This window comes from Isoptericola dokdonensis DS-3, assembly GCF_001636295.1.
GTDB lineage: Bacteria > Actinomycetota > Actinomycetes > Actinomycetales > Cellulomonadaceae > Isoptericola > Isoptericola dokdonensis.
On record NZ_CP014209.1, the window covers coordinates 1,921,815 to 1,945,117 of the forward strand.

Annotated in this window: 15 protein-coding genes; 6 read left to right on the forward strand and 9 right to left on the reverse strand. The window is 73.4% G+C overall.

Features of this window, described 5'->3' with window-relative positions:
• Positions 1 to 73: 73 nt before the first annotated feature.
• Positions 74 to 1,030, reverse strand: a complete 957-nt coding sequence (locus I598_RS08960) for a carbohydrate ABC transporter permease (protein ID WP_083973087.1) — start codon at positions 1,028 to 1,030, stop codon at positions 74 to 76.
• On the reverse strand, positions 1,023 to 1,946 hold the full coding sequence (locus tag I598_RS08965) for a carbohydrate ABC transporter permease (protein ID WP_068202663.1): 924 nt from the start codon (positions 1,944 to 1,946) through the stop codon (positions 1,023 to 1,025). Before I598_RS08965 ends, I598_RS08960 begins: the two co-directional genes overlap by 8 nt.
• 253 nt (positions 1,947 to 2,199) lie before the next feature.
• Here I598_RS08965 and I598_RS08970 point away from each other — a divergent pair, with 253 nt between their 5' ends.
• Both I598_RS08970 and I598_RS08975 read left to right on the forward strand, forming a co-directional pair.
• The gene (locus tag I598_RS08970; RefSeq protein ID WP_068202664.1) at positions 2,200 to 4,164 is read left to right on the forward strand and encodes a DUF6807 family protein; all 1,965 of its coding nucleotides are present in this window, start codon (positions 2,200 to 2,202) and stop codon (positions 4,162 to 4,164) included.
• 13 nt (positions 4,165 to 4,177) lie between these two features.
• Positions 4,178 to 5,323, forward strand: a complete 1,146-nt coding sequence (locus I598_RS08975) for a Gfo/Idh/MocA family protein (protein WP_068202665.1) — start codon at positions 4,178 to 4,180, stop codon at positions 5,321 to 5,323.
• Between the two features lie 321 nt (positions 5,324 to 5,644).
• Here the strand turns inward: I598_RS08975 and I598_RS08980 are convergent, their stop codons facing one another.
• The 6 genes from I598_RS08980 to I598_RS09005 form a co-directional block, all read right to left on the reverse strand.
• Complete coding sequence (locus I598_RS08980) at positions 5,645 to 7,015, reverse strand: Gfo/Idh/MocA family protein (protein WP_083973089.1); 1,371 nt, start codon at positions 7,013 to 7,015, stop codon at positions 5,645 to 5,647.
• Positions 7,016 to 7,217: 202 nt separating this feature from the next.
• Positions 7,218 to 8,567: a Gfo/Idh/MocA family protein gene (locus I598_RS08985; protein WP_068202666.1), complete on the reverse strand. Its 1,350-nt coding sequence runs from the start codon at positions 8,565 to 8,567 to the stop codon at positions 7,218 to 7,220.
• Between the two features lie 225 nt (positions 8,568 to 8,792).
• Positions 8,793 to 9,818 carry a beta-ketoacyl-ACP synthase III gene (locus I598_RS08990; protein ID WP_068202667.1) on the reverse strand — a complete coding sequence of 342 codons (1,026 nt, stop codon included), beginning with the start codon at positions 9,816 to 9,818 and terminating at the stop codon, positions 8,793 to 8,795.
• Between the two features lie 44 nt (positions 9,819 to 9,862).
• Complete coding sequence (locus tag I598_RS08995) at positions 9,863 to 13,750, reverse strand: metallophosphoesterase (RefSeq protein WP_068202668.1); 3,888 nt, start codon at positions 13,748 to 13,750, stop codon at positions 9,863 to 9,865.
• 287 nt (positions 13,751 to 14,037) lie between these two features.
• Positions 14,038 to 16,221, reverse strand: coding sequence for a rhamnogalacturonan lyase family protein (locus I598_RS09000; RefSeq protein ID WP_472382567.1), 2,184 nt, complete (start codon positions 16,219 to 16,221; stop codon positions 14,038 to 14,040).
• Between the two features lie 1,252 nt (positions 16,222 to 17,473).
• A complete protein-coding gene (locus I598_RS09005; RefSeq protein ID WP_068202670.1) occupies positions 17,474 to 18,220 on the reverse strand; it encodes a FadR/GntR family transcriptional regulator in 747 nt (248 codons plus the stop codon).
• Between the two features lie 109 nt (positions 18,221 to 18,329).
• On the opposite strand from I598_RS09005, the gene I598_RS09010 reads away from it, so the two are divergent.
• The 3 genes from I598_RS09010 to I598_RS09020 are packed head-to-tail and all read left to right on the forward strand — an operon-like array spanning position 18,330 to position 21,426.
• On the forward strand, positions 18,330 to 19,130 hold the full coding sequence (locus tag I598_RS09010; RefSeq protein WP_068202671.1) for a (Fe-S)-binding protein: 801 nt from the start codon (positions 18,330 to 18,332) through the stop codon (positions 19,128 to 19,130).
• Positions 19,127 to 20,743 carry a LutB/LldF family L-lactate oxidation iron-sulfur protein gene (locus I598_RS09015; protein ID WP_068202672.1) on the forward strand — a complete coding sequence of 539 codons (1,617 nt, stop codon included), beginning with the start codon at positions 19,127 to 19,129 and terminating at the stop codon, positions 20,741 to 20,743. The genes I598_RS09010 and I598_RS09015 overlap by 4 nt, the downstream gene beginning before the upstream one ends.
• Entirely contained in the window at positions 20,740 to 21,426 is a 687-nt protein-coding gene (locus I598_RS09020; protein ID WP_068202673.1) for a LutC/YkgG family protein, read from the forward strand. Before I598_RS09015 ends, I598_RS09020 begins: the two co-directional genes overlap by 4 nt.
• A 96-nt stretch (positions 21,427 to 21,522) precedes the next feature.
• Here the strand turns inward: I598_RS09020 and I598_RS09025 are convergent, their stop codons facing one another.
• Positions 21,523 to 22,296, reverse strand: a complete 774-nt coding sequence (locus I598_RS09025) for a CPBP family glutamic-type intramembrane protease (RefSeq protein ID WP_068202674.1) — start codon at positions 22,294 to 22,296, stop codon at positions 21,523 to 21,525.
• Positions 22,297 to 22,668: 372 nt separating this feature from the next.
• Between I598_RS09025 and I598_RS09030 the strand changes: the two genes are divergently transcribed.
• On the forward strand, positions 22,669 to 23,289 hold the full coding sequence (locus I598_RS09030; protein WP_068202675.1) for a uridine kinase family protein: 621 nt from the start codon (positions 22,669 to 22,671) through the stop codon (positions 23,287 to 23,289).
• Positions 23,290 to 23,303: the final 14 nt, after the last annotated feature.

The following is a 23,303-nucleotide window of genomic DNA, read 5'->3' on the forward strand; positions in this document are numbered from 1 at the left end:
TGCGTGACGAAACGTCGTCGTTGTCATCCAGCAGGGGTCCCGTCGGTGGGACCCGCAGGGGCTAATCGAGCGCTTACTTGATGCCTGTGGTGGCGATCCCCTTGACCAGGTACTTCTGGCCGAAGAGGAAGACGATGAAGACCGGGACCAGGGACACGATGGACATCGCGAACAGCGGTCCCCACGAGCTGTTGCTGGTGGAGTCGATGAACGTGCGCAGGGCGATGGGCACCGTGTACATGTCGGGCCGGGTCAGGAAGATCAGCTGGCTGAAGAAGTCGTTCCAGGTCCAGATGAACGTGAAGATCGCGGTGGTGGCGAGGGCCGGCAGGGACAGCGGCAGCATGATCTGCAGGAAGATGCGGCCGTGCCCGCAGCCGTCCAGCCGGGCGGCCTCGTCGAGCTCCTTGGGCAGCCCGCGGAAGAACTGCACCATGAGGAAGATGAAGAACGCGTCGGTGGCCAGCAGCTTCGGCACGATGAGCGGGAGGTAGGTGTTGATCCACTCCAGCTCGGAGAACAGGATGTACTGCGGCACGATGATGACGTGGATCGGCAGCATGATCGACATGAGCATGACGGCGAACCAGATCGGCCGGCCGCGGAACTTGAGCCGCGCGAAGGCGTAGGCCGCCATCGAGCAGGAGATCAGGTTCCCGATCACCGATCCGAGCACGATGATCGCCGAGTTCAGCAGGTAGTGGTGGAACGGGTGCAGGAGCGCGTTCCAACCCTCCGAGTAGTTCGTCAGGTCGATCTCGGTGGGGATCAGGCTCGTGTCGCGGAAGATGAGGTCGTTCGGCTTGAACGAGCTCGCGAGCATCCACAGCAGCGGGTACAGCATGATCAGGCCGAACGCGATGAGCAGGACGTGCTTGAGCACGCGCCGCACCTGCGGGCCCGCCTTGGCCTTGCGGGGCTTGTCGGGGATCTCGGCCGCCACCTCGGTGAGCGACCGGCGCTCGCGCACGGGGGGCCACGGGGACGGGTTCTCGGTGTGCGCGTCGGGGCGCACCGGCGTGTCAGTCATCGTAGAAGACCCAGTACTTGGAGGCGAGGAAGTTGACGACGGTCATGCCCGCGACGATGAGGAGCAGGACCCAGGCCATCGCGGAGGCGTAGCCCATGTCGAACGACTTGAAGCCGTTCATGTACAGGTACAGCGTGTAGAACAGGGTCGAGTCGACCGGTCCGCCGGTCCCGTTGGACACGATGTAGGACTGGGTGAACGACTGGAACGCCCCGATGAGCTGCAGCACGAGGTTGAAGAAGATGATCGGGCTGAGCAGCGGCATCGTGATCTTGAAGAACTGCCGCACCTTGCCGGCGCCGTCGATCGAGGCCGCCTCGTAGTACATGGCGGGGATCTGCCGCAGGCCGGCGAGGAAGATGATCATCGGCGCGCCGAACGTCCACACGTTGAGGATCATCAGCGTGCCGAGCGCGTAGTCGGGGTGGGAGACCCACCCGTAACCCTGGATGCCGAAGAACGCGAGCACCTGGTTGACCAGGCCGTCGGCGCCGAAGACCTGGCGCCAGAGCAGCGCGATCGCGACCGAGCTGCCGAGCAGCGACGGCAGGTAGTACACCGACCGGTAGATCGCCAGGCCGCGCAGGCCGCGGTCGAGCAGCAGGGCCAGCGCGAGGGCCGCGGCGAGCTGGAGCGGCACGGAGACGACCACGTAGAGGAACGTCACCTTGAGCGACTGCCACCAGCGCGGGTCCTCGAACATGCGGGTGTAGTTCTCGATCCCCACCCAGTTCGGGGCCTGCAGCAGGCTGTAGTCCGTGAACGACAGGTAGAGCGAGGCGACGAGCGGGAACGCCGTGATGAGCACGAGCCCGACGAACCACGGCGCGAGGAAGATCGCTGCCGCCTTGCCGTCGCCCTTCTGGACCTCGCGGCTCGCGCCTCGGGTCTTGGCGACCTCGTTGATCACCGACATGGCCGCACCTCCCCGTGCGGCGCCGTGGTGGACACCATCGTCGTCCCTCCAGATCTTCGTCGATCGCGGTCGAACCGGGGCCACGCCTGTCCATTCAGGCGGGAAACCGGTTGCTGTTGAGGACCGTAGCACAGCAGCAACCGGTTTCCTATGGTGTACCGTCATCAGGTGAGACCGGTTTCCCGTCGGACGCCGGTTGTTATCAGGACGTGATCCACGCGTGATCCACGCGTGACCGAGGACGGAGGCAAAGATGCCCGGAGCCACCACACGCCGTCCTGCCGTGACGATCGCCGACGTCGCACTGGCGGCCGGCGTCTCCCGCGCGACGGTGTCCCGGGTGATGAACGGTCGCAGCACCGTGGACCCGGCGATCTCCGCCCGCGTCCAGGAAGCCGCGATCGAGCTCAACTACCGGCCCAGCAACGTCGCCCGCAGCCTCTCGCTCGGCCGCACCACGACGGTCGCGCTCGTCGTCCCCGACCTGCGCAACCCGGTGTTCCAGCAGATCCTGCGCGGCGTCTCGTCGGCGGCCGGCCAGGACGGCTACCGCGTGCTCGTCGCGGACTCCGCGGAGGACCCCGGCGCCGAGGCGCAGCTCGCCCGCGAGGCCCGTGCCCGCTGCGACGCGCTCATCCTCGTCTCGCCGCGCATGCCCGACGCCGCGCTCGACGCGCTGCTGCCCGACGTCGCTCCCGTCGTCGTCGTCAACCGCGAGGTCGCGCGCAACGCGCCCAGCCTCGTCGTCGACTACGCCGACGCGATGGTGCAGGTCGTCGAGCACCTCGTGCAGCACGGTCACCGCCGCATCGCCTACCTCGCCGGGCCGCCCGCGTCCGTCTCGGACGTCGCCCGCCGCCGCGGCCTCGCCGACTGCTGCGCCACGCACCCGGACCTGGAGATCGTCGAGGTCCCCACCGGCTCCGACATCGCCGCCGGCCACGACGCCGCCCCGGCCGTGCTCGCCAGCCGCGTCACCGCCGCCGTCGCGTTCAACGACCTCGTGTCCTTCGGCCTGCTCGCCGCGCTCAACGAGGCGGGCGTCGCCGTCCCCGCGGACATCTCGGTGTGCGGCTTCGACGACATCGAACTCGCCCGGTACGCCACCCCGGGCCTGACCACCGTGGCCGTCCCCCAGGAAGACCTGGGCCGCCACGCCTGGAGGGAGCTCCACACCGTGATCGACAACGCCACCGGCGCCGCCGAGTCCACCCGCTTCGGCGTCCGGCTCGAGGTCCGCGCCAGCACCGGGCCCGTCCCGCCGACGGCGGTGAAGGCCCCCGCGCCGACACCCACCACCGTCGCCGACACGGCCGACGCGGCGCCTGCCGTCGACACCCAGGTCCCCACCTGGACCCTCGAGAACGGTGTGCCGGTGCTGCGCCGCCCCGCCGACCGGGTCGCGCTGTCCCGGTACGAGTCGGGCGAGACGATGCCGACCATCCACTCGCCGCGCCCCTACCTGCACCCCGTGCACACCCTCGACGGCGTGCCGCTCACCGAGGCCGGGCCTGTCGACCACCGCCACCACTACGGCGTCAGCATCGCCGTGCCCGACGTCAACGGGACCAGCTACTGGGGCGGGCGCACCTACGTCACCGACGTCGGCCCCACCCTGCTGCCCAACCACGGGCGCCAGACGTCCACCGGCACCACCGTCGACCCGAAGGCGCCGAACGTCCTGCACGACACCGTCGCGTGGACCGACCAGCACGGCGCCCCCGTCCTGCAGGAACGGCGCCGCATCGGCGCGCGCCTGCTCGACGACGCCTGGGTCCTCGAGTGGCGGTCCACCCTGCACGCGGAGCACGGCCCCCTCGAGGTCCGCTCCCCCGCCACCAACGGCCGCCCCGGCGCCGGGTACGGCGGCGTGTTCTGGCGCCTGCCCCTGACCCCCGTCACCCGCGTGCTGTCCGCCGCGGGCGAGGGCCAGGACGCCGCGCACGGCTCGACGTCGCCCTGGGTCGCGTTCGTCCAGGTCCACCGCGACGCCCGCGGCGACGAGCGCACCACCACCACCCTGCTCACCCAGTCCACGCCCGCGCGCCCCTGGTTCCTGCGGTCCGAGGAGTACCCCGGCGCCTGCCCCGCCCTCGCCTGGGACACCCCGCTGCACATCCCCGCCGGCGGCACCGTCGAGACGGGCGTCGTCGCCGCGATGCTCGACCGCGCCCTCGACGCCGACGAGGCGGCCGCGCTCGCGGCCCGCCTGCACTGACGGGAGCGCGCAGATGAGCCACGCCCGCATCGCCGTCGTCGGCATCCACGGCCACGGAGAGAAGCACGTCCAGCACGCCCTGGACCTCGGCCGCACGGGCCGCGCCCGGCTCACCGCCGTCGTCGACCCGCGCGAACCCGGCCCCGGGCACGCCGCGCACGGCACCGGCACTCCCTGGTTCCCCACGCTCGGTGACCTGCTGTCGTCCTCCGACGACGTCCGCCCCGACGTCGTCGTGCTGTCCACGCCCATCCCCACGCACCTGCCCCTCGCCCGGGCCGCGATGGAGGCCGGCATGGACGTCCTGCTGGAGAAGCCCACCACCGCCTCCCTCGCCGAGCACACCGAGCTCGTCGCCGTCGCGCAGGCCACCGGCCGGCTCTGCCAGGTCGGGTTCCAGACCTTCGGGTCGCACGCCGTGCCGGCCGCCGCCGCGCTGGTCGCCGCCGGCGAGATCGGCGACGTCGTCGGGTACGGCGCCGTCGGCACCTGGGTGCGCACCGCCGGGTACTGGGCGCGCGCCCCCTGGGCGGGCCGCCGTCGCCTCGACGGCCGCGACGTCGTCGACGGCGTCGTCACCAACCCGCTCGCGCACGCCGTCGCCACCACCCTGCTCGTCGGGGGTGTCACCCAGGCCGCCGACGTCGCATGGGTCGACACCGACCTGTTCCGCGCCAACCCCATCGAGGCCGACGACACCTCGGCGGTGCGCGTCACCGCCGCCGACGGCACCCGCTACGGGTTCGGCCTCACGCTCTGCGCCAAGGAGCGCTCCGCCGCCCGCGTGCTCGTCATCGGCACCACCGGCGAGATCGAGCTGCTCTACGAGTCCGACCGCCTCGTCCTGCGCACCGAGCGCGTCACCATGGACAAGACGTACGGCCGCACCCCGCTGCTCGACGACCTGCTCGACGTCCGCGCGTCCGGCGACCCCGATCGCCGCCTGCTGTGCGACGTCCGCGACACCGGTGCGTTCATGCGCGTCATGGAGGCCGTGCGCACCGGCGCCGACCCTCGCCCCGTCCCCGCCGACGACGTCGACTGGCAGGGCGACGGCGACGACCGCCGCCCCGTCGTCCGCGACGTCGAGGACTGGTGCGAGCAGGTCGCCCGCACCCAGCAGACGTTCACGGAGCTCGGCGCGCCCTGGGCGCACTGACCGCCCGCCCGTCGGCGCGCCGGTCGGGTTTCGCCGGGGGTCGGGGTGGCCGGGCACGGTCGCGTTCACGCGCCCCAGGGGGCGCTCCACTTCGGGTTGGACGACCGTGCCCGGCCACCCCGACCCCGGCTCTTTCGTGTCCATCGCGAGTCAGCGCACATCGGCGCCAGTCAGCGTGAACTTCGTTCAATCAGCGCTCGTCGGCGCGAGTCAGCGCACATCGGCGCCAGTCAGCGCTCGTCGGCGCGAGTCAGCGTGAACGCCGTTCAATCAGCGCACGACGGGCCGCTCGGGCACCACCTGCGGGTCGGCGGACGACGGTCAGAGGCGGGTGCCGAGGGTCGAGACCGGCACGACCTGGCCGGTCGCGAGCGAGCGGTTGCCGGCGACGCCGACGGCGACGGCGCGCAGGCCGTCGACGAGGCCCGCGCGGCGGCCGAGCGGGTCGTCGTCCGGGCCGCCGTCCGACGCCGGGAGGTGCCCGCGCAGGACGTCTCGCAGGAGTGCGGCGTCTCCCGTCCGGTGGCCGTCGTCGACGGGCAGCGGGATCTCCTCGGGACGGCCCCAGTGCTCCTGCACGACGAGTCGTGCGCCACGGGGACGGGACGGGCAGCAGTCGCCGCCACCGTCGGCGGCCGTCCCCAGCTGTCCCGGGAGCCCCGGCGTGGTGTGGCACCGCTCGACCACCTCGAGCTCCGCGCGACCGCGGGTGCCGTTGACGGCGACCCGGTAGCCCTCCCACGGGCTGTGCGCGGTGAGGGCGTAGGTGAGCGTGGCGCCGGACCGGTAACCGACCAGCACGCTGAGGGTGTCCTCGATGGTGGCGCCCGGGGCGAACGGGTCCTGGTCACGCCGGTAGCCGTCCTCGTGCGCGGCGTCGAGGTAGAGGGCTCGCAGGTCGTCGTCGGCGGAGAGGTCGGGCGCGTACTGCGCGCCGGCGGCCTGTGGACGGCCGTAGAACCGCAGCCCACCGCGGGCGAACACGGACTCCGGCACGTCGCCGGTCCACCAGTTCACCAGGTCGAAGTGATGGCTGGCCTTGTGCACGAGCAGCCCGCCCGACGCCTTCTTCTCGCGGTGCCAGCGCCGGAAGTAGTCGGCGCCGTGCGCGGTGTCGAGGAGCCACTCGAAGTGCACGGACACGACGTCGCCGATCCGGCCGTCGGCGACGACCTGCCGCAGCGCGGCGTTGCGCGGCGAGTAGCGGTAGTTGTGCGCGACGGTGAGGCGGCCCTCGGACCGGCGGACGGCGTCGGCGATGGTGTACATGCCGCCCGCGTCGATCGTGAGGGGCTTCTCGACGACGACGTCCGCACCGTGGGCGAGCGCGGTGGCGACGTGCGCGGCGTGCGTGCGGTCGGGCGAGGTGACGACGACGACGTCGGGCGCGACGTCGTCGAGCATCCGTTCGAGGTCCTCGGCGGCGAACAGGGCGGGCTCGCCGCGGCCGGCGTCGCGGAGGCGGTCGACGTGGTACCGCAGGCGGGTGCCGTTGGTGTCGACGAGCGCGACGAGCTCGGCGACGTCGTCGTGCTCACCGATGCCGTCGATGTACGTGCGGGCTCGCTGCCCGGTGCCGACGACGGCGTAGCGGCGACGGGCGGGTCGCTGCGACGCGGCGTCGGACCCGACGGCCACCGGGGCCGTGGGGGTGGCGACCGGCGTACCGGCGTCGAGGGTGGCGGACGTCATCGTCGGGCTCCTGTCGGATGGGCAAGCGCTTTCCATCACTCTACCCCGCCACCCGTGCCCTGCCAACAAGCCCTCCACATCGCAAGACCCGGCACCTGCCCGCTGCGACGAGGTGCCCGCCGCGCCGGGCGGCCGTGCGGCAGCACCCGGCGACGCGGGCACCTCGCGACGTTCGGCCGCGACAGACGGCGGCCAGACCGGGTCAGGTCAGGTCGACGCCCAGCCCGAGTTCCGCCAGCCGCACCGGCTCGCCCGTCTCCAACGACCGGTTCCCCGCGTAGCCCACGCCCGACGCCCGCAGCCCGTCGAGGAAGCCCGCCGCACGACCCAGCGGGTCCGCCTCGTCACGGCCGTGGAACACGTCGCTCAGCAGCAGGTCGTCACCACCGCCGTGCCCGCCCGAGCCGACGGCGACGATCGGCCGCTCCTCCGCGCGCTCCCAGTGCTTCTGCACGAGCAGGCGCTCGCCGGACGGACGCAGGTCGTCGTCGCCGAACGCGTCGGTGAAGCTCGGGTCCAGCACCGCCTTGCCGTTGCCGAACACGACCGAGCCGCGCTCGGTGACCTCCAGCTCCGCACGGCCGCGCGAACCGTTCACCACCACCCGGTAGCCCTCCCACGGGGCCGACGCCGTCAGCGAGTAGGTGAGCACGGCGCCGCCCGCGTACTCCACGAGCAGACCGAGCGTGTCCTCCGTGGTGATCCCGGCGTCGAACACCGACCGGTTGCGCACGTAGCCGTCGTGGGCGCGCGCCTCCGGGCCGTACAGCGCCCCGAGGTACTCGTCGCCGTCGACGTCCAGCGCCCACGGGTCGACGCCCTGCTCGCGCAGCGCCTTCTCTCCGTCGGTCGGCTCGTAGCCGTGCGCGTGCGCGGCGTCGTCGCCGTAGAACTTGCGACCGCCCGACGCGAACACGCGCACCGGGACGTCGTCGATCCACCAGTTGACCAGGTCGAAGTGATGGCTCGACTTGTGGACGAGCAGGCCGCCGTTGTTGACCTTCTCGCGGTGCCAGCGGCGGAAGTAGTCCGCGCCGTGCACGGTGTCCAGGGCCCAGTCGAAGTGCACCGACAGCACCGTGCCGATCTCGCCGGACGCGATGACCTCGCGCAGCGCGGAGTTCCGCGGCGAGTAGCGGTAGTTGAAGGTCGTCGTGACATTCCGGCCCGTCGCCGCGACGGCGTCGGCGATCTGGCGGGCCTCCGCCGCGGTGGCGGCGATCGGCTTCTCGACGACGACGTCGACCCCAGCGTGCAGGGCCCGCGACACCATCTCGGCGTGCGTGTTGTCGACGCTGGTCACCACGACGCGGTCGACCCGCTGCTCGGCGATCGCCTTCTCCAGGTCGGCCGGGTCGTACACGGGGCGGGTGCCGCCGAGCTTGTCGGCCACGCGGGCCTCGTGGACGGCGGCCCGGACCGGGTTCGGCTCGACCCAGGCGACGATCTCCCCCTCGTCGGCGTGGTTCTCGAGCAGGCCGCGCACGAACATGTTGGCACGGTGGCCCGCCCCGACGACGGCGTAGCGGCGGCGAGTGGTGCTGGACGGCATCGCTGGTTCTCCCCCATTGGTGAAAGCGGTTTCCCGCCACTCTACCGGAGGCCGCCGAATCGATGCGATGCCCTTTCGGACCGACGCCATGTCTGCGCTGACTCGCGCCGCCGAACGCTGACTCGGCGAGGTCTGCGCTGACTCGCGCCCGCCCGCGCTGACTCGGCTAAATCTGCGCTGACTCGCGACCACCGGTGGGCGCGAGTCAGCGCTCGGCGGCGCGAGTCAGCGTGCGGGGGTCATGACGACCTGACCGGCCCAGGTGAAGCCACCACCGAAGCCGAAGAGCAGGGCGGGAACCCCGGCGGGGACGTCCCCCGCGTGCCACCACTTCGACAGCCCCAGCGGGATGGACGCGGCGGACGTGTTCCCCGACTCGGTGATGTCGGTGACGACGATCTTGTCCTCCAGGCCGAGACCCTTGGCGAGCGGCTCGATGATGCGCAGGTTCGCCTGGTGGGCGACCAGCACCTCGATGTCGTCGAGCGCGAGCCCCGACGCCTCCACGACGCGGCGCGCGCGCTCGGCCGCACGCGTGATGGCCCACTTGAAGACGGCGCGGCCGTCCTGCGCGAACCGGTCGGCAGGCGCCTCGATGCGCACGGCGGGGGTGATCTCCGGCTCGGAACCCCACACGACGGGCCCGACGCCGGGGGTGTCGGCGGCCCGGAGCACGACCGCACCGGCGCCGTCGGCGGTGAGGATGCAGGTGGAGCGGTCGGTCCAGTCGGTGACGGCGGTGAGCTTCTCGGACCCGATGACGACGGCGGTGCGGGCGGAGCCGGCACGGATCGCCTGGTCGGCGAGGCCGAGGGAGTAGGCGAAACCGGAGCACGCCGTGTTGACGTCGATGACGCCCGGCCCGACGACGTCACGCAGGTCGGGCTCGTCCTCGCCCTCGGGCGTGCTGGCGCCGGGCTGCACGCCGGTGCGCAGGGCGTAGGCGACCCGGCCGGCGGTGTTGGGCGACCGGTCGGCGGCCGTCGTCGTCGCGACGATGACGAGGTCGACGTCGTCGCCGGCGATCCCGGCGTCCGAGAGCGCGTGCCGCGCCGCCGCGGTCGCCATGTCGGCCACCGTCACGTCGTCGGCCGCGACGTGCCGGGTCACGATGCCCGTCCGGGAACGGATCCACTCGTCGTTCGTCTCGACGAGGCGGGCGATGTCGTCGTTCGTGAGGATCTTCTCGGGCTGGTGGTGCCCGATACCGACGATCCTGGAGCCGGCGGCACCGGCAGGCAGCGTGAGCATGGTCCGATCATGGCACGCCCGCACCGCCTGCCGGTGCTGTCGGGTCAGTCCTGGAAGTACCGCCACAGGTCGTCGCCGCGGTCCCAGCGACCGGGGCGGCCCCGGTCGTCGGCGGTGGCGAACACCTGCGGGGCGGACGTCGTCACGCCGCCGCGCGAGGAGGTCGCCGTGACGACCCACGCGTACGCGGTGTCGCGGCGCAGCCCCTTCCAGCCGACGGTCGCGGTGTCTCCGGAGGCGACGGTCCGCTGCCCGATCTCGCGGTGCGGCACGTAGGCGGCGAGGGAGTCCGTCGAGACGGTGGTGGTGCGGCTGGTGAGGTCGACGGGAACCACCGTGTCGTCCTCGGAGCCGTCGTAGCGCTGCTCGTCGTCGTGCTCGGTGGCGCCGAACTCGTCGAGCAGCGGCGAGTACGTGTCGACCGTCATCAGGCCCGCGTCGACGTCGAACTGCAGCATCCGGAAGAAGCTCGCCCCGAACCGGAGCTGGTCGCCGGGCGCGTAGCCGCCGACCTCGGTGAGCCCCAGCCGGTCGGCCGACACCGTGTAGAACTGGTAGTCGGCGAGCATCTCCACGACGGCGTCGCCGGAACCGTGCCCCGCGTCCTTGACGTTGGTGCCGACACCGTGCCGGTGCCCGCCGAGCACGAGGAACACGTTCGGGTTCTCGGCGACCACCGTGTTGTACAGGGTCACGCCGTCGACCGGGGACAGCGCGGCGTCGCGGCCGTCGACCGCCGTGCTGGGCTGCAGGTAGTCGTGGGTGAGCAGGATGCCGTTGCGGTCGGGGTACCGCTCGAACACGGACGACGCCCACGCCGTCTCCTCACGGGTCACCCCGTAGGAGAGGCCGACGACGACGAAGTCCAGCCCGCCGGCGGAGAACAGGTCGTAGTGGTTCTCGTTGTCCCCCGCGCGCCACGGACCCCCGTAGGACGCGGACTCCCAGCCCTGCGACAGGGCCTCGTACCGTGCTGGGCCGTAGAACTCGTTGTACATCGAGCCGGCCCCGACCTGCGTCCCGGTCTGGTTGTCGTGGTTGCCCGCGACGACGCCGTTCGGGACCCCGGACGCCTCGATGATCTCCTGCACCTGCGAGGAGACCTCGAACTCGGCGCGGGCCCGGTCGACCTCCGCCGGTGACGTGGCGGAGCGGATGTTGTTCTCGATGATGTCGCCGGTGTGCGCCACGTAGGCGATCTTGCGGTCGTCGGCGTTGTCGGCGACCCACTGCGCGACGTCCCGGTAGGCCGACGCCCAGACCTCGCGCTCCGCGGCCGTCTCCTGCTCCACGGCACCCTCCGACAGGTACTGCGTGTCGGTGAGGTGCACGAGCGAGAAGTCGTGGTCGGCGGGGTCGGCGAACCCGTCGGCGACCTCGTGCTCGACGTCGTCCGCCATCGGGTCCTCGCCCGTGACCATCACCTGCACGGTGCCGCGCCGGACGTGGTCGCCGTCCACGGCACCCGTGAGCACGGTGGTGTCCTCGGCGCCACGGGCCGTCGCGACGACGTCCCACCGCTCGGCGTCGTGGTCCCAGGCGTGCAGGGTGGCCAGCCGGTCGGGGTCGACGGTGCCCGCCCAGCGCAGCACGGGGTCGGCGGCACGACGGCCCACCTCGACCTCGAACCGCTGGTAGGTGACGTCCGGCGACGACGGCGAGTCGAGCGTCCGCCCGTCGGCGGGGTCGAGGCCCCGGGTGCTCGCCCGACGCTCGCCGCGGGGCGACAGCTCGGTGGGCACCTCGTCGGCGGTGCCCTGCCACGCCCGCTCGGGGGTGGCGATCCGCGTCTCGGCGAAGGCGGCGGTGACCTCACCACCGCCCGGCACGGAGACCTGCGCGGACAGCTCGGCGGTGCGGCCGACGTCGGTGCTGCCGGAGGCCGGGGCGAGGGCGGCGGGGTCGTCGGGGATGCCCGCGGAGGTGAAGGTCACCTCACGCCGGGCAGGGTTGCCGACGCCGTCGGTCGCCTCCACGACGAGCGTGTGCTCGCCCGGCGCGAGGCCCGGCCCGACGAGGTCGCCCGCCTCGACGGGCTCTCCGTCGAGGGTGGCGGCGGGTCCCACGGAGAGGCCGGCCGGGTCGTCGACCGTGAGCTCGAGGGGGACGGCACGCCGGAGCGTGGCCCCGGCGGCCGGGACGCTGGAGGTCACCACCGGGCCGGAGTTGTCGGTGAGGAGCGTGCGGGTCGCCTCAGCGCCGGAGGTGGAGGTCGCCACGACCTGGTGCTCACCGTCCGCGAGCGCGGTGGTGTCGACGTCGACGCGCAGGCCGCGGGCCTCGGTCTCCACGAGGGCGCCGAGGTCGACCTGGCGCAGCGGGGTCGCGCTCGACCCGCAGGAGCCGTCGCCGATCGACCACGAGGAGGCCCCGCCCGGCACCGTCGCGGTCCCTTCCGCCGTCTCGAGGCGGACGTCGCTGATCGCGTAGTCGTCACGGTTGTCACCGCAGCTCGTGACGAACGTGCCCGCGACCAGGGTGATGGCGTTCCATCCGGGCTGGAGCCACTCGTTCGGGAACTCGACGACGGCCCTCTCGGAGACGAAGTCCTCCGAGAGGTACGCGACGCGGTCGTTGACGCGCACGAACGAGCGGTAGCGCGCCTCCAGGGAGTTCGACCCGACGGCGAACGACAGGCGGGCCGTGCCGCTGCCGGCCGTGCGGTACGTCGTGGCGGCGGGCGCGTCGAGCGTGAACGTCATCGGCGCCTCCGCGAGGCTGGTGGCCGACGACCCGCAGTTCCCGTCGCCCATCGCGTACGACGCCGCGAGGTCGGCGGTGGCGGACCCGACCGACGGCGTCAGCACGACGTCGGAGACCGTGAAGTCGTCGAGGTTGGCGCCGCAGGACGAGGTGACGTCGCCGGCGACGAGCACGATCTCGTTGGCGCCCGGGTGGAGGAGCCGGTTCGGCACCTGCACGTCGACCCGCCCGGAGGCGTGGTCGCCGCCGAGGTCGACACGGACGCCGTTGACCAGCAGGTGGTTGCCGTACCGGGCCTCGATCGCGTTGGATCCGACGTCGAACGACAGCGTCGCGGCGCCCTCACCGAGCGTCGTGACGGCCGGGGGCACCGCCCCGTCGACCGTGAGGGAGGCGGTGCCGCCGTCCGCGCCCGCGGGGGTCGCCGCGTGCACCGGCTGCGTGCCGGAGGCCAGCGTGCCGTCGGTCGGGAAGACGGCAGGGGCGCCGACCGGGGAGTTGTTCACCCGGACCTCGTGCTCGACCCGCCCCCCGTCCCGGGTCGTCGCGACGATCGTGTGCCGGCCGTTCGCCAGCGTCGTCGTGTCGACGTCCGCCCGCAGGCCCGTCGTGCGGGACGGTGCGCCGTCGACGTCGAACGTCAGGGTCGCCGAGGCGACACGCCCCTGGTTGGTCCCGCAGGAACCGTCGCCCAGGGAGTACACGAACTCGTTCGTGGCGCCGTCGGCCTCGCCGTCGAGGGTCGTCAGGGTGAGGTCGGAGACGTCGAAGTCGTCCAGGTTGACGCCGCACGACGACGTGGCGCCGCCCGCGACGATCTCGACGGTGTTGGCCCCGGCCCGCAGCACGTCGTTCGGCACGGCGATCTCGACGCGCTCCGCGACGACCGTGGTGCCGAGGTCGATGCGGTGATCGCCGTTGACGAGCAGGTGGTTGCCGAAGGCGGCGTCGGCGGAGTTCGAGCCGACGTCGAACGCGAACGTCGACGTGCCGGGGTCCGGCTCCGCGTCGAGCACCACGTCGTCGACCCGCAGCACCGTCACGCTGTCGTCCGCGGTCGTCGGGTCCGCCTGGACCTGCACCGTGCCCGACAGGTGCGCACCGTCCCGCGGCGCGAGCGAGGGTGCCGCCGCACGGGTGGCGGGGGCGTCGTCGTCCCACCACCGGTCCGGCCACTGGTGCGGGGCGCCGGCGGCGGGTGCGGCGAGCGCGGGTGCCGCTCCCGTCATGCCCACCGCCAGCGCCGTGGCCGCGGCGAGAGCCGCGCGCCTGCTCCGACGTGCCGTGTTCCGTCCACTGGGACGCATCCGAGTACCGTCCGTCCGGTTGGTCGTCTCGGGCAGCGATCACTGCCCCGCCCACGCTCTCCGCGCGGGGTGACGACCGGGCCGACTCGGGGAGAACGTCGGGCGACGGCTGGGACGACGCTGCCTGACCGCCGGGAGAACACGGCGCACCGGCCGTTCGCCTGCCGTTCGTCACCCGGTCGGGACGGCCGGTGCGGTGGCGGCTCGGATCAGCAGCTACCGACCTCCTGCCACGGCCCCCAGGGGCTCGCACCGGGCTGCTGGTTGCGCGTCCACCAGCGGGCCTCCCAGACGGTGCCGTCGGCGACGGCGCGGTCGCCCGCGGTGAACACCGCGGACGGCGTCCACCAGGCCGCGTCGCACGCGGGCGCCGGATCGGCGGCCGGGCCCGTCTCGGCCCACGCGCCCCACGACGTCGTCCCGGGCGTCTCACCCGCCGTGTGCCACAGCGCGGAGTACAGGGCGCCGTCGTGCTCGACGACGTCACCCTCGCGGTACGTGGCGTCCTCGGACCACACGACGTTCCCGGCGACGGCGTCCGTCGTGTACGCCGGGCGCGGCGCGTCGGGCGTCGTCATGCCGTCGCCGAGGAAGTACGACGGGTGGGGCGGCTGGTTGTAGCCGGTGTTCTGCCAGGCCACGGCGAGGCGGTACTGGGAGTCCGACATGAGGGAGCGCAGCCGGTGCTCGGTGGGGATCACCGTGGTCGAGATGCGCAGCGCCGACGAGTCCTGCGTCCGGGCGACGATCTCCTCGCGCCAGTCGCCGAACAGGTCGGCCTGCAGGGCGACGTTCCCCTTGGTGGAGTTGCTGGTGGACGTGCCCTCCGCGCGGTACAGCTCGACGGACCGCCCTTCCTCCCAGTCCCACTTCGCGACGGTGGGGACGCCGACGTCGGCCGGGCGGTCGAAGTCGTGGTCGCCGATCTCGCGCAGCAGGTCGCCGTCCCACCAGGTGAGGAAGTTCGCCGCCGGGATCGTGGTCGAGAGGACCTCGCCGTCCGCGGCGACGACGCGCCGCTCGGTCGGGTTGGCCCAGCCCTCGGCGCCGGGGTGCCGCGGGTCGATGTCGCCCATCGCGCCACGGCCCGTGTCGGAGGTCGCCGGGATCGACCACAGCACCTCGCCGGAGCCGGCGTCCCGGAACGTCGCACCCCGGTTCCCGGAGGCGCCCATCTCCTCGTGGACGGAGAACACCTCCAGCCCCGGACGCGACGGGTCGAAGTCGGAGACGTGCTGCGCGTCCCCGTGCCCGAGCCGGGTGTTGTGCAGGACCGTGCCGTCGTCGTCGAGCGTCATCGACCCGAACACGACCTCGTCCCGCTGGTCACCGTCGACGTCCGCCACCGACAGCGAGTGGTTGCCCTGACCGGCGTGCTCGCTGCCCGCCTCGTCCGAGTCGAAGACCCAGCGCCGCGTGAGGTGCTCGCCGTCGAAGTCGAACGCCGCGACCACGCTGCGCGTGTAGTAGCCGCGGGAGAAGATCGCCGACGGCGTCTGGCCGTCCAGGTATGCCGTCCCGGCGAGGAACCGGTCGACGCGGTTGCCGTACGAGTCCCCCCAGGCGCCCACGCTGCCGCGCGCCGGCACGTAGTCCACCGTGTCGACCGCCGCGCCCGTGACGCCGTCGAACACCGTGAGGTACTCCGGTCCCGACAGCACGTAGCCCGACGAGTTGCGGAAGTCGGCGTCGGCGTCACCGATGACCTCACCGGTGCCGTCGACCGTCCCGTCGGCCGTCCTGACGATCGTCTCGGCCCGTCCGTCGCCGTCGTAGTCGAACACCTGGAACTGCGTGTAGTGGGCGCCCGAGCGGATGTTCACGCCCAGGTCGATGCGCCACAGGCGCGTGCCGTCCAGCTCGTAGGCGTCGAGGTACGTGCTGCCCGTGTACCCGGACAGGGAGTTGTCCTTCGCGTTCGACGGGTACCACTTGACGACGTACTCGTACGCGCCGTCGCCGTCGAGGTCCGCCACCGACGCGTCGTTCGCCGAGTACGTGTACGGCTGCCCGTCCTTCGTGGTGCCGTCGGCGGGACGGTCCAGCGGGATGTCGAGCGTCTGGCCGTCCCAGACGCCGAGCTCGCCGGTGGCCCAGCGCTCGGTGCCGTCGACGACGGTCGAGACGCGGTACGTCGACGTCGCGTCCCCGTCCGGGTCCACGAGGTTCGTCGACCCCGTCAGCGGCTCGTCGGTCAGGCGCTCGCCGTCCCGGTAGACGTGGAACGCGACGTCGTCCGGGTCGTCGCCGAGCATCGCCCAGCCCACGTAGACGCCGTCGGGTGACGACGCCGCGACAGGGTTGCGGCCGATCCGCTCGGCCTGGCGCGCGAGCTCGACCCGCGCCGGCACGTCCACCGGTGCGGAACGCTCCGAACGACCGCCGAGCCCCACGGCGGCGACCTGGTAGGAGTAGCCGCGCGTCGGCTCGGCGGTGCCGTCGGTCCAGCCGGCGTCCGCCGTGGTGGCGAGCAGCTCGGCGGGTCCGCCGAGGCGCCCGCGGTAGATCTCGTGGACGACGGCGGCGGCGTCCGGCTCCCAGGCCAGGGTCACGCCGTCCGACGTGTCGACGGCGACGCCCGCCGGCGCGGAGGGCGGCGCGACGGAGGTGTCCACGGTGGTCACCTCGACCGGCTCGGTGGGCACCGACTCCCGGCCGGACGCCCCGACGGCGGTCACCGTGTAGGTGTAGTCGTGGGCGAGCCCGACTGCCGTGTCCGTCCACGACGTGGCGCCGGCGGGCAGGTCGGCGACCCGTTCGGCCGGGCCGCCGCCGACCGACCGCTGGACGCGGTGGCCCTCCCCGCCCTCGGCGGCCGTCCAGGACAGGTCGACGGTCGGGTCGGGGGTCACGTGCGCGGTGGCCGTCAGGCCGGACGGCGCCGGGACGGCCTCGTAGACCTCGAGCGCGTTCACCCGGATCGAGCTGCCGGTGAACCGCACCTCCAGGCGACCGTCGGTCACCGGGACGCCGTCCAGCACCCGCATCGTGACGTTGCCCGAGCCCGGGCTCGCCGCGTCGAGCGTCACCCCGTTGGCGACCATGCCGGTGTTGCTGGACGCGATGCCGTCGCCGCTGTGCAGCGCCAGGGAGTACACGCCGTCCGGGAGGTCCACGAGGAACCGCGTGCTGGTCGTCGCGAGGACGAAGTCGCGATCCTCGCGGCTGAGCTCGCCCCGGTTGCGGCACGCGCTCGACGCGAGCGTCGGGCTCAGCCCGAAACCCCGCGCCTCGGTGTAGCCGGTGCCGGGGGCGACCTCCGTCCAGCCGTCGGGCAACGGGTTGCCCGCGCACTGGAAGTCGAGGAGCAGGTCGGTCGTCGCGGCAGCGGCGGGCACCGCCAACCCGGCCGTGGCCGTCAGGGCGGCCGCCAGGGCGAGGCCGACCAGCGCCTGCGGGCGGGTGCGGCGGTGGACGGGCGGTGGGGTGGCGTGTCGTGAACGGTGCACGGGGACCTCGTCGTCTCGTCGTCGAGTCGGGCTGAGCATGGCGACGCCCCTCGTCGGTGAGGGTGGTTGAATGGATTCAAGCCGGCGTCGTCGGCTATCTTGCCGTCTCCATGGCGCCCCGTCCAGGGGGCCGGACCCTGCGCTGACTCGCGGGGATCTGCGCTGACTCGCGCCAGGCAGTGCTGACTCGCGGGTGCTACCCGCCCGCGAGACCGGTCTCGCGGTAGAAGCCCCAGATGTGGTCCGACATGGCGCGGACGGCGCCGTCGGCCTCCCCCGCGGACACGGCGGCGAGGATCGCGCCGTGCTCGGCGCAGAGTCGCGCGGCGGTCGACGGCCAGGACGGGAGCGCGCCGGCGCCCCGCGTGACGTAGGACGCCACGGCGTGGCGGAGCCCGATGAGGATCGCCTCGACGAGCTGGTTGCCGGCGAGCCGCACGATCTCCAGGTGGAACTCCTGGTCGAGGCGGATGAACTCCTCGACCGGCACCTCGGGTGCCGACATCCGGTCGAGCAGGTCCGTCGCGCTCGCGAGCCGCGCCGTCAGCTCCTCGGGCCGCCCGTCACCGGGGGCACCCTCGGCGGCCCCGCTCGCGGCGACCCGGTCCGCGGCGTCGCGCACCGACCAGGTCTCCAGCGCGGCGCGGGTGGCGACGACGTCGGCGACGGGCAGCGCACCCGAGGCGACGTGCCAGCGCACGGCGGCACCGAGCCCGGCGGCCGGGCGGTCGACGACGACGGCGCCGGCGTCCGGGCCCGACCCGACGCCGGCGCGGATGATGCCGAGGGCCTCGAGGATGCGGAGCGCCTCGCGCACGGACGGGCGGGAGACGCCGAGCTCCTCGGCGAGCGCCCGCTCGCCGGGGAGGCGCTCGCCGAGACCCCAGCGGCCGGCGGCGAGGTCCGCCTCGATCTGGGCGAGGACGCGTTCGTGGGTGCGCACGAGACGATCCTAGCGATCCGGGCGAGAATGGTCAGACCACGGACGCGACATGCCCTACAGTGGTCCGACCACAGCCCGATCCCCCCGGCACACCGACGAAGGAGCCGCCGTGCGCATCGCCCTCGCCGCGACCTGCATCGCCGACACCCTCTTCCCCGGCGCCCCTCGCGCCACCGTGCGACTGCTCGAACGCCTCGGCCACGACGTCGTCTTCCCCGGCGGCCAGGCCTGCTGCGGGCAGATGCACGTCAACACCGGCTACCTCGACGAGGCGCTGCCCGTCGTCGCGAACCACGTCGAGACGTTCGCGCCCGTCGCCGACGGCGAGTGGGACGCCGTCGTCGTGCCGTCCGGGTCGTGCACCGGCTCCGTGCGCCACCAGCAGGAGATGGTGTGCACCCGGGCGGGACGGGCCGACCTCGCCGCGACCGCCCGGGCCGTCGCGGCGCGCACCTACGAGCTGAGCGAGCTGCTCGTCGACGTCCTCGGCGTCACCGACGTCGGCGCGTGGTTCCCGCACCGCGTCACCTACCACCCGACGTGCCACTCGCTGCGGATGCTGCGCGTCGGGGACCGTCCCGAACGGCTGCTGCGCGCCGTGGCGGACCTCGAGCTGGTCGACCTGCCCGACGCGGAGGGCTGCTGCGGGTTCGGCGGCACGTTCGCCCTGAAGAACGCCGACACCTCGGCGGCGATGCTCGCCGACAAGACCCGCTCCGTCCGGGCCACCGGGGCGACCGTCCTCACGGCCGGCGACATGTCGTGCCTCCTGCACGTCGGCGGCGGGCTCTCCCGCCAGCGGTCCGGGGTGCGGGTGCTGCACCTCGCCGAGATCCTCGCGTCCACGCGCGAGGCACCCACCCCGCTGCCCGCCGGCACGTTCACCCGGGCGGAGGTGGCGGCCCGATGAGCACGTTCCTCGGCCTGCCGACCCTGCGTCGCCGCACCGGCGCGCCCGCCACCGGCGCACCGGACGAGCCGTTCGGTCCCGTCCCGCACCCCGCCGAGCCGCTGCGGTGGGGCCCCGCGTTCCCCGCCGCCGCGAAGCAGACGCTCCGTGACGAGCAGCTGCGCCGCAACCTCGGCCACGCGACCCGCACCATCCGGACCAAGCGCGCCGCCGTCGTCGACGAGCTGCCCGACTGGGAGGCCCTGCGAGACGCCGGTTCCGCGGTCAAGGAGCAGGTCATGGCCGACCTGCCCGCCCTGCTGGAACAGCTCGAGGCCAACGTGACCGCCCGCGGCGGCGTCGTGCACTGGGCGCGGGACGCCGCCGAGGCGAACCGGATCGTCACCGAGATCGTCCGGGCCAAGGGGGCCGACGAGGTCGTCAAGGTCAAGTCGATGGCCACCCAGGAGATCGGCCTCAACGAGCACCTCGCCGCGGAGGGCGTCGCCGCGATCGAGACCGACCTCGCCGAGCTGATCGTGCAGCTCGCCGACGACATGCCCTCGCACATCCTCGTCCCGGCCATCCACCGCAACCGCGCCGAGATCCGCGACATCTTCCTCGCCCGGATGGGTGACGCCCCCGCCGACCTGTCGGACGTCCCGCGCGAGCTCGCCATGGCCGCCCGCACGCACCTGCGCCGCAAGTTCCTGTCCGCCAAGGTGGCCGTCAGCGGCGCGAACTTCGGCGTCGCGGACACCGGCACCCTCGCCGTCGTGGAGTCCGAGGGCAACGGCCGCATGTGCCTCACGCTGCCCGAGACCCTCGTGACGGTGATGGGCATCGAGAAGCTCATCCCCACGTACGCCGACCTGGAGGTGTTCCTCCAGCTCCTGCCGCGCTCCTCCACCGGCGAGCGCATGAACCCCTACACGTCCCTGTGGACGGGCGTCACGCCCGGCGACGGGCCGCAGGAGTTCCACCTCGTGCTCCTCGACAACGGCCGCACCGACGTGCTCGCCGACACCGTGGGACGCTCCGCGCTGCACTGCATCCGGTGCTCCGCCTGCCTCAACGTGTGCCCCGTCTACGAACGCGTCGGCGGGCACGCCTACGGGTCGGTCTACCCCGGCCCCATCGGGGCGATCCTCACCCCGCAGCTCACCGCGGCGAGCGGCGGGATGTCCGGGTCGGACGACGTCAACGCGTCGCTGCCCTACGCCTCCACGCTGTGCGGCGCCTGCTACGACGTCTGCCCCGTGAAGATCGACATCCCCTCGATCCTCGTCGACCTGCGCGCCCGCGAGGTCGACGCCGACCGCGGCCGGACGAAGGTCGACCCGTGGCGGGCGGCCATGAAGGCGGCGTCCTGGGTGATGTCCGACGGCGACCGGTTCGCCGTGGCCGGACGTGCCGCCACGCTCGGGCACGCCCTCGGCGGACGCGACGGCGTCGTCTCGCACGCCCCGCCGCCCGCGTCCGCGTGGACGCGGTCGCGCGACCTGCCCGCACCCCCGCGCCAGACCTTCCGCCAGTGGTGGGCCGAGCACGAGGCCGCCGCGGCGGACGACGGAGGACCACCGGCCGGCCCGAGCCGGGCTGCCGTGGACGACGACCAGGAGGAGGGGCGATGAACGCGCGCGATGCCGTCCTGAACAGGGTGCGGGCCGCCCTCGGGCAGCCGGGCGTGGGCACGACGCCCGCCGGGCACGTCGGGACTCCGCCGCCCCCCGTGGAGGTGCCCCGCGCCTACCGGAGCACGGGCGAGCACCGGCCCGGCTCGGCAGCCGTCGTCGACCAGCTCGTCGACCGCCTCGTCGACTACCGGGCGCACGTGACCCAGGTCGACGGCGCCGACCTGCCCGTCGCCCTCGCGAACGTCCTCGCCGACGTCGGGTCCGTCGTCGTGCCCCCCGGCCTCGACGACGCCTGGCTCGCCGCCGTCGCCGACGACGTCGTCGTGCACCGCGACTCCCCCGACCCGCTGACCGCCGGTGAGCTCGACCGCGTCGGGGCCGTGCTCACCGCCGCCCGGGTGGCCTGCTCCGAGACGGGCACCATCGTCCTGGACGGCGAACCCGACCAGGGCCGGCGCGCACTCAGCCTGGTGCCCGACGTCCACGTGTGCGTCGTGCGGACCGACCAGGTCGTCCAGACCCTGCCGGAGGCGGTCCGCCTGCTCGCCGCGCATCCCGAGCGCCCCCAGACCTGGATCTCCGGGCCCAGCGCCACCAGCGACATCGAGCTCGACCGGGTCGAGGGCGTCCACGGGCCCCGCACCCTGCACGTGCTCCTCGTCGCCGACGACGGGCACTGACCGGCGCGAGTCAGCGCACACCGGCGCGAGTCAGCGCACCCGGGATCCTCGACGGGCACCTGCGGGGCGCCCGTCGAGGATCCCGGGAGCCGTCCGTCAGGAGACGAAGGCCGCGGCACTCAGGACACCGAGGCCGAACAGGGTCCAGTCGTTGAGGACGTGGGCCGTGGCCGACACCGTGACGTTCTTGGTGAGCAGGTAGGGCACGAGCAGGATGACGCGGGCCGAGCCGATGATCGCCAGGCACTGGATCACGTTCCAGTCGTAGGTCGGCAGGTGGAGAAGCGCGAACAGGACCGACGACACCACGACGGCCAGCACCAGCGCGCTCCGCCGAGACAGGTGCAGGAGAGACGTCCCGGCCGTCAGCACCGCCAGCAGCAGGACGATCGTGAACACCTCCTCGCCGACGAGCTGCGGCACCATGGCGGCGAACGTCGCCGCCCGCTCGCTGCCGCTCTCGGCGGCGAGCTCGCCACCCATCGGGTTCGCCGCGACGTCGGCAGCCGCGGAGACGGCCGCGCCGATGACGAACGTCACCACGACGTTGAGCGCCGCGACCCCCACCGCCAGGGCGAACCCGCGCCCGGTCAGCCGCCGGAAGAGCCGCCCGAGGACCCCCGGCGCGACGAGGTGGAGGACCAGCAGCGGGATGCCGCCGAACAGCACACCGCGCACCGCGATCCCGAGCCAGTCCGGCCCGGGGACGGGGAGCAGCAGGTCGCAGGCCGCGCCGACGACGACGGCCCCGATCACCGCCGCCCACGCACCGCCGGACAGGCGCGCCGGGGTGCCGTCATACAGAGGGAAGTCGGGGTCCGGGCGGGTCGCCGACGGCGCCGGGTTGGTCGGTCGGTCGTGGGAGCTCATCGCGGGTCTCCTGGTGAACGGCGGGCGAGGTCCCGGTCCTGTCGCCGCGTCCTGCGTCGACGGCGACAGTCTGGCCTTCCCCAGGTCATCGCGCTCGCCGACGCCGTCCGCGCTCGCGCAGGGCGCGGTTCGTCGACGTCCCGTGCAGCACGCCGTCGTGCGCCCGCTCGAACCCCTGCGCTGACTCGCGGAAACTTGCGCTGACTCGGCGCCACCCGCGCTGACTCGCGGAGACGCGCGCTGACTCACCGAGATCTGCGCTGACTCGCGTCCCGGGCGGGCCGCGAGTCAGCGCACGGCGGCGCGAGTCAGCGCGGGACCGGGCGCGGGGGTGGCAGACGTCGACGGCGGCGTCCGGGAGAATGGGGTCCCGTGAGCGACGCCCTGTTCGACCTGTCCCCCGAGGCCCGCCGGCCCACGACGCGGGTGGTGCTGCTGACCGGCCCGTCGGGGTGCGGCAAGTCGGCGCTGACCCGGCGCCTGGGGCTGCCGACGGTCGCGCTCGACGACTTCTACCGGGACCACGACCACCCGGGGATGCCGCAGCGGTTCGGCATCGTGGACTGGGACGACCCGGCGAGCTGGGACGCGGACGCCGCGACGGACGCGCTGCGCGAGCTGGTGACGACGGGACGCGCGGAGGTGCCGGTGTACGACATCCCGACGTCGCGGCGCACGGGCACGACGACGGTCGAGACCCAGGGTGAGCGGGTGGTGGTCGCGGAAGGCGTGTTCGCCGCCGAGCTGGTCGCGCGGCTGCGCGCGGAGGGGCTGCTGGCGGACGCGATCTGCGTGGCCCGGCCGCGGATGGTGACGTTCTGGTTCCGGCTGCTGCGCGACGTCGCGGAGTCGCGCAAGCCGTTGCCCACGCTGCTGCGGCGGGGCTGGGGGCTGATGCGCGCGGAGCCGGCCCTGGTGGCACGGTGGACGGCGCTGGGCTGCCGCCCGTTGTCGCCCGTGGTCGCGGAGCGGGAGATCCGTCGCGTGGCCTAGTCTGTGCGCACCGT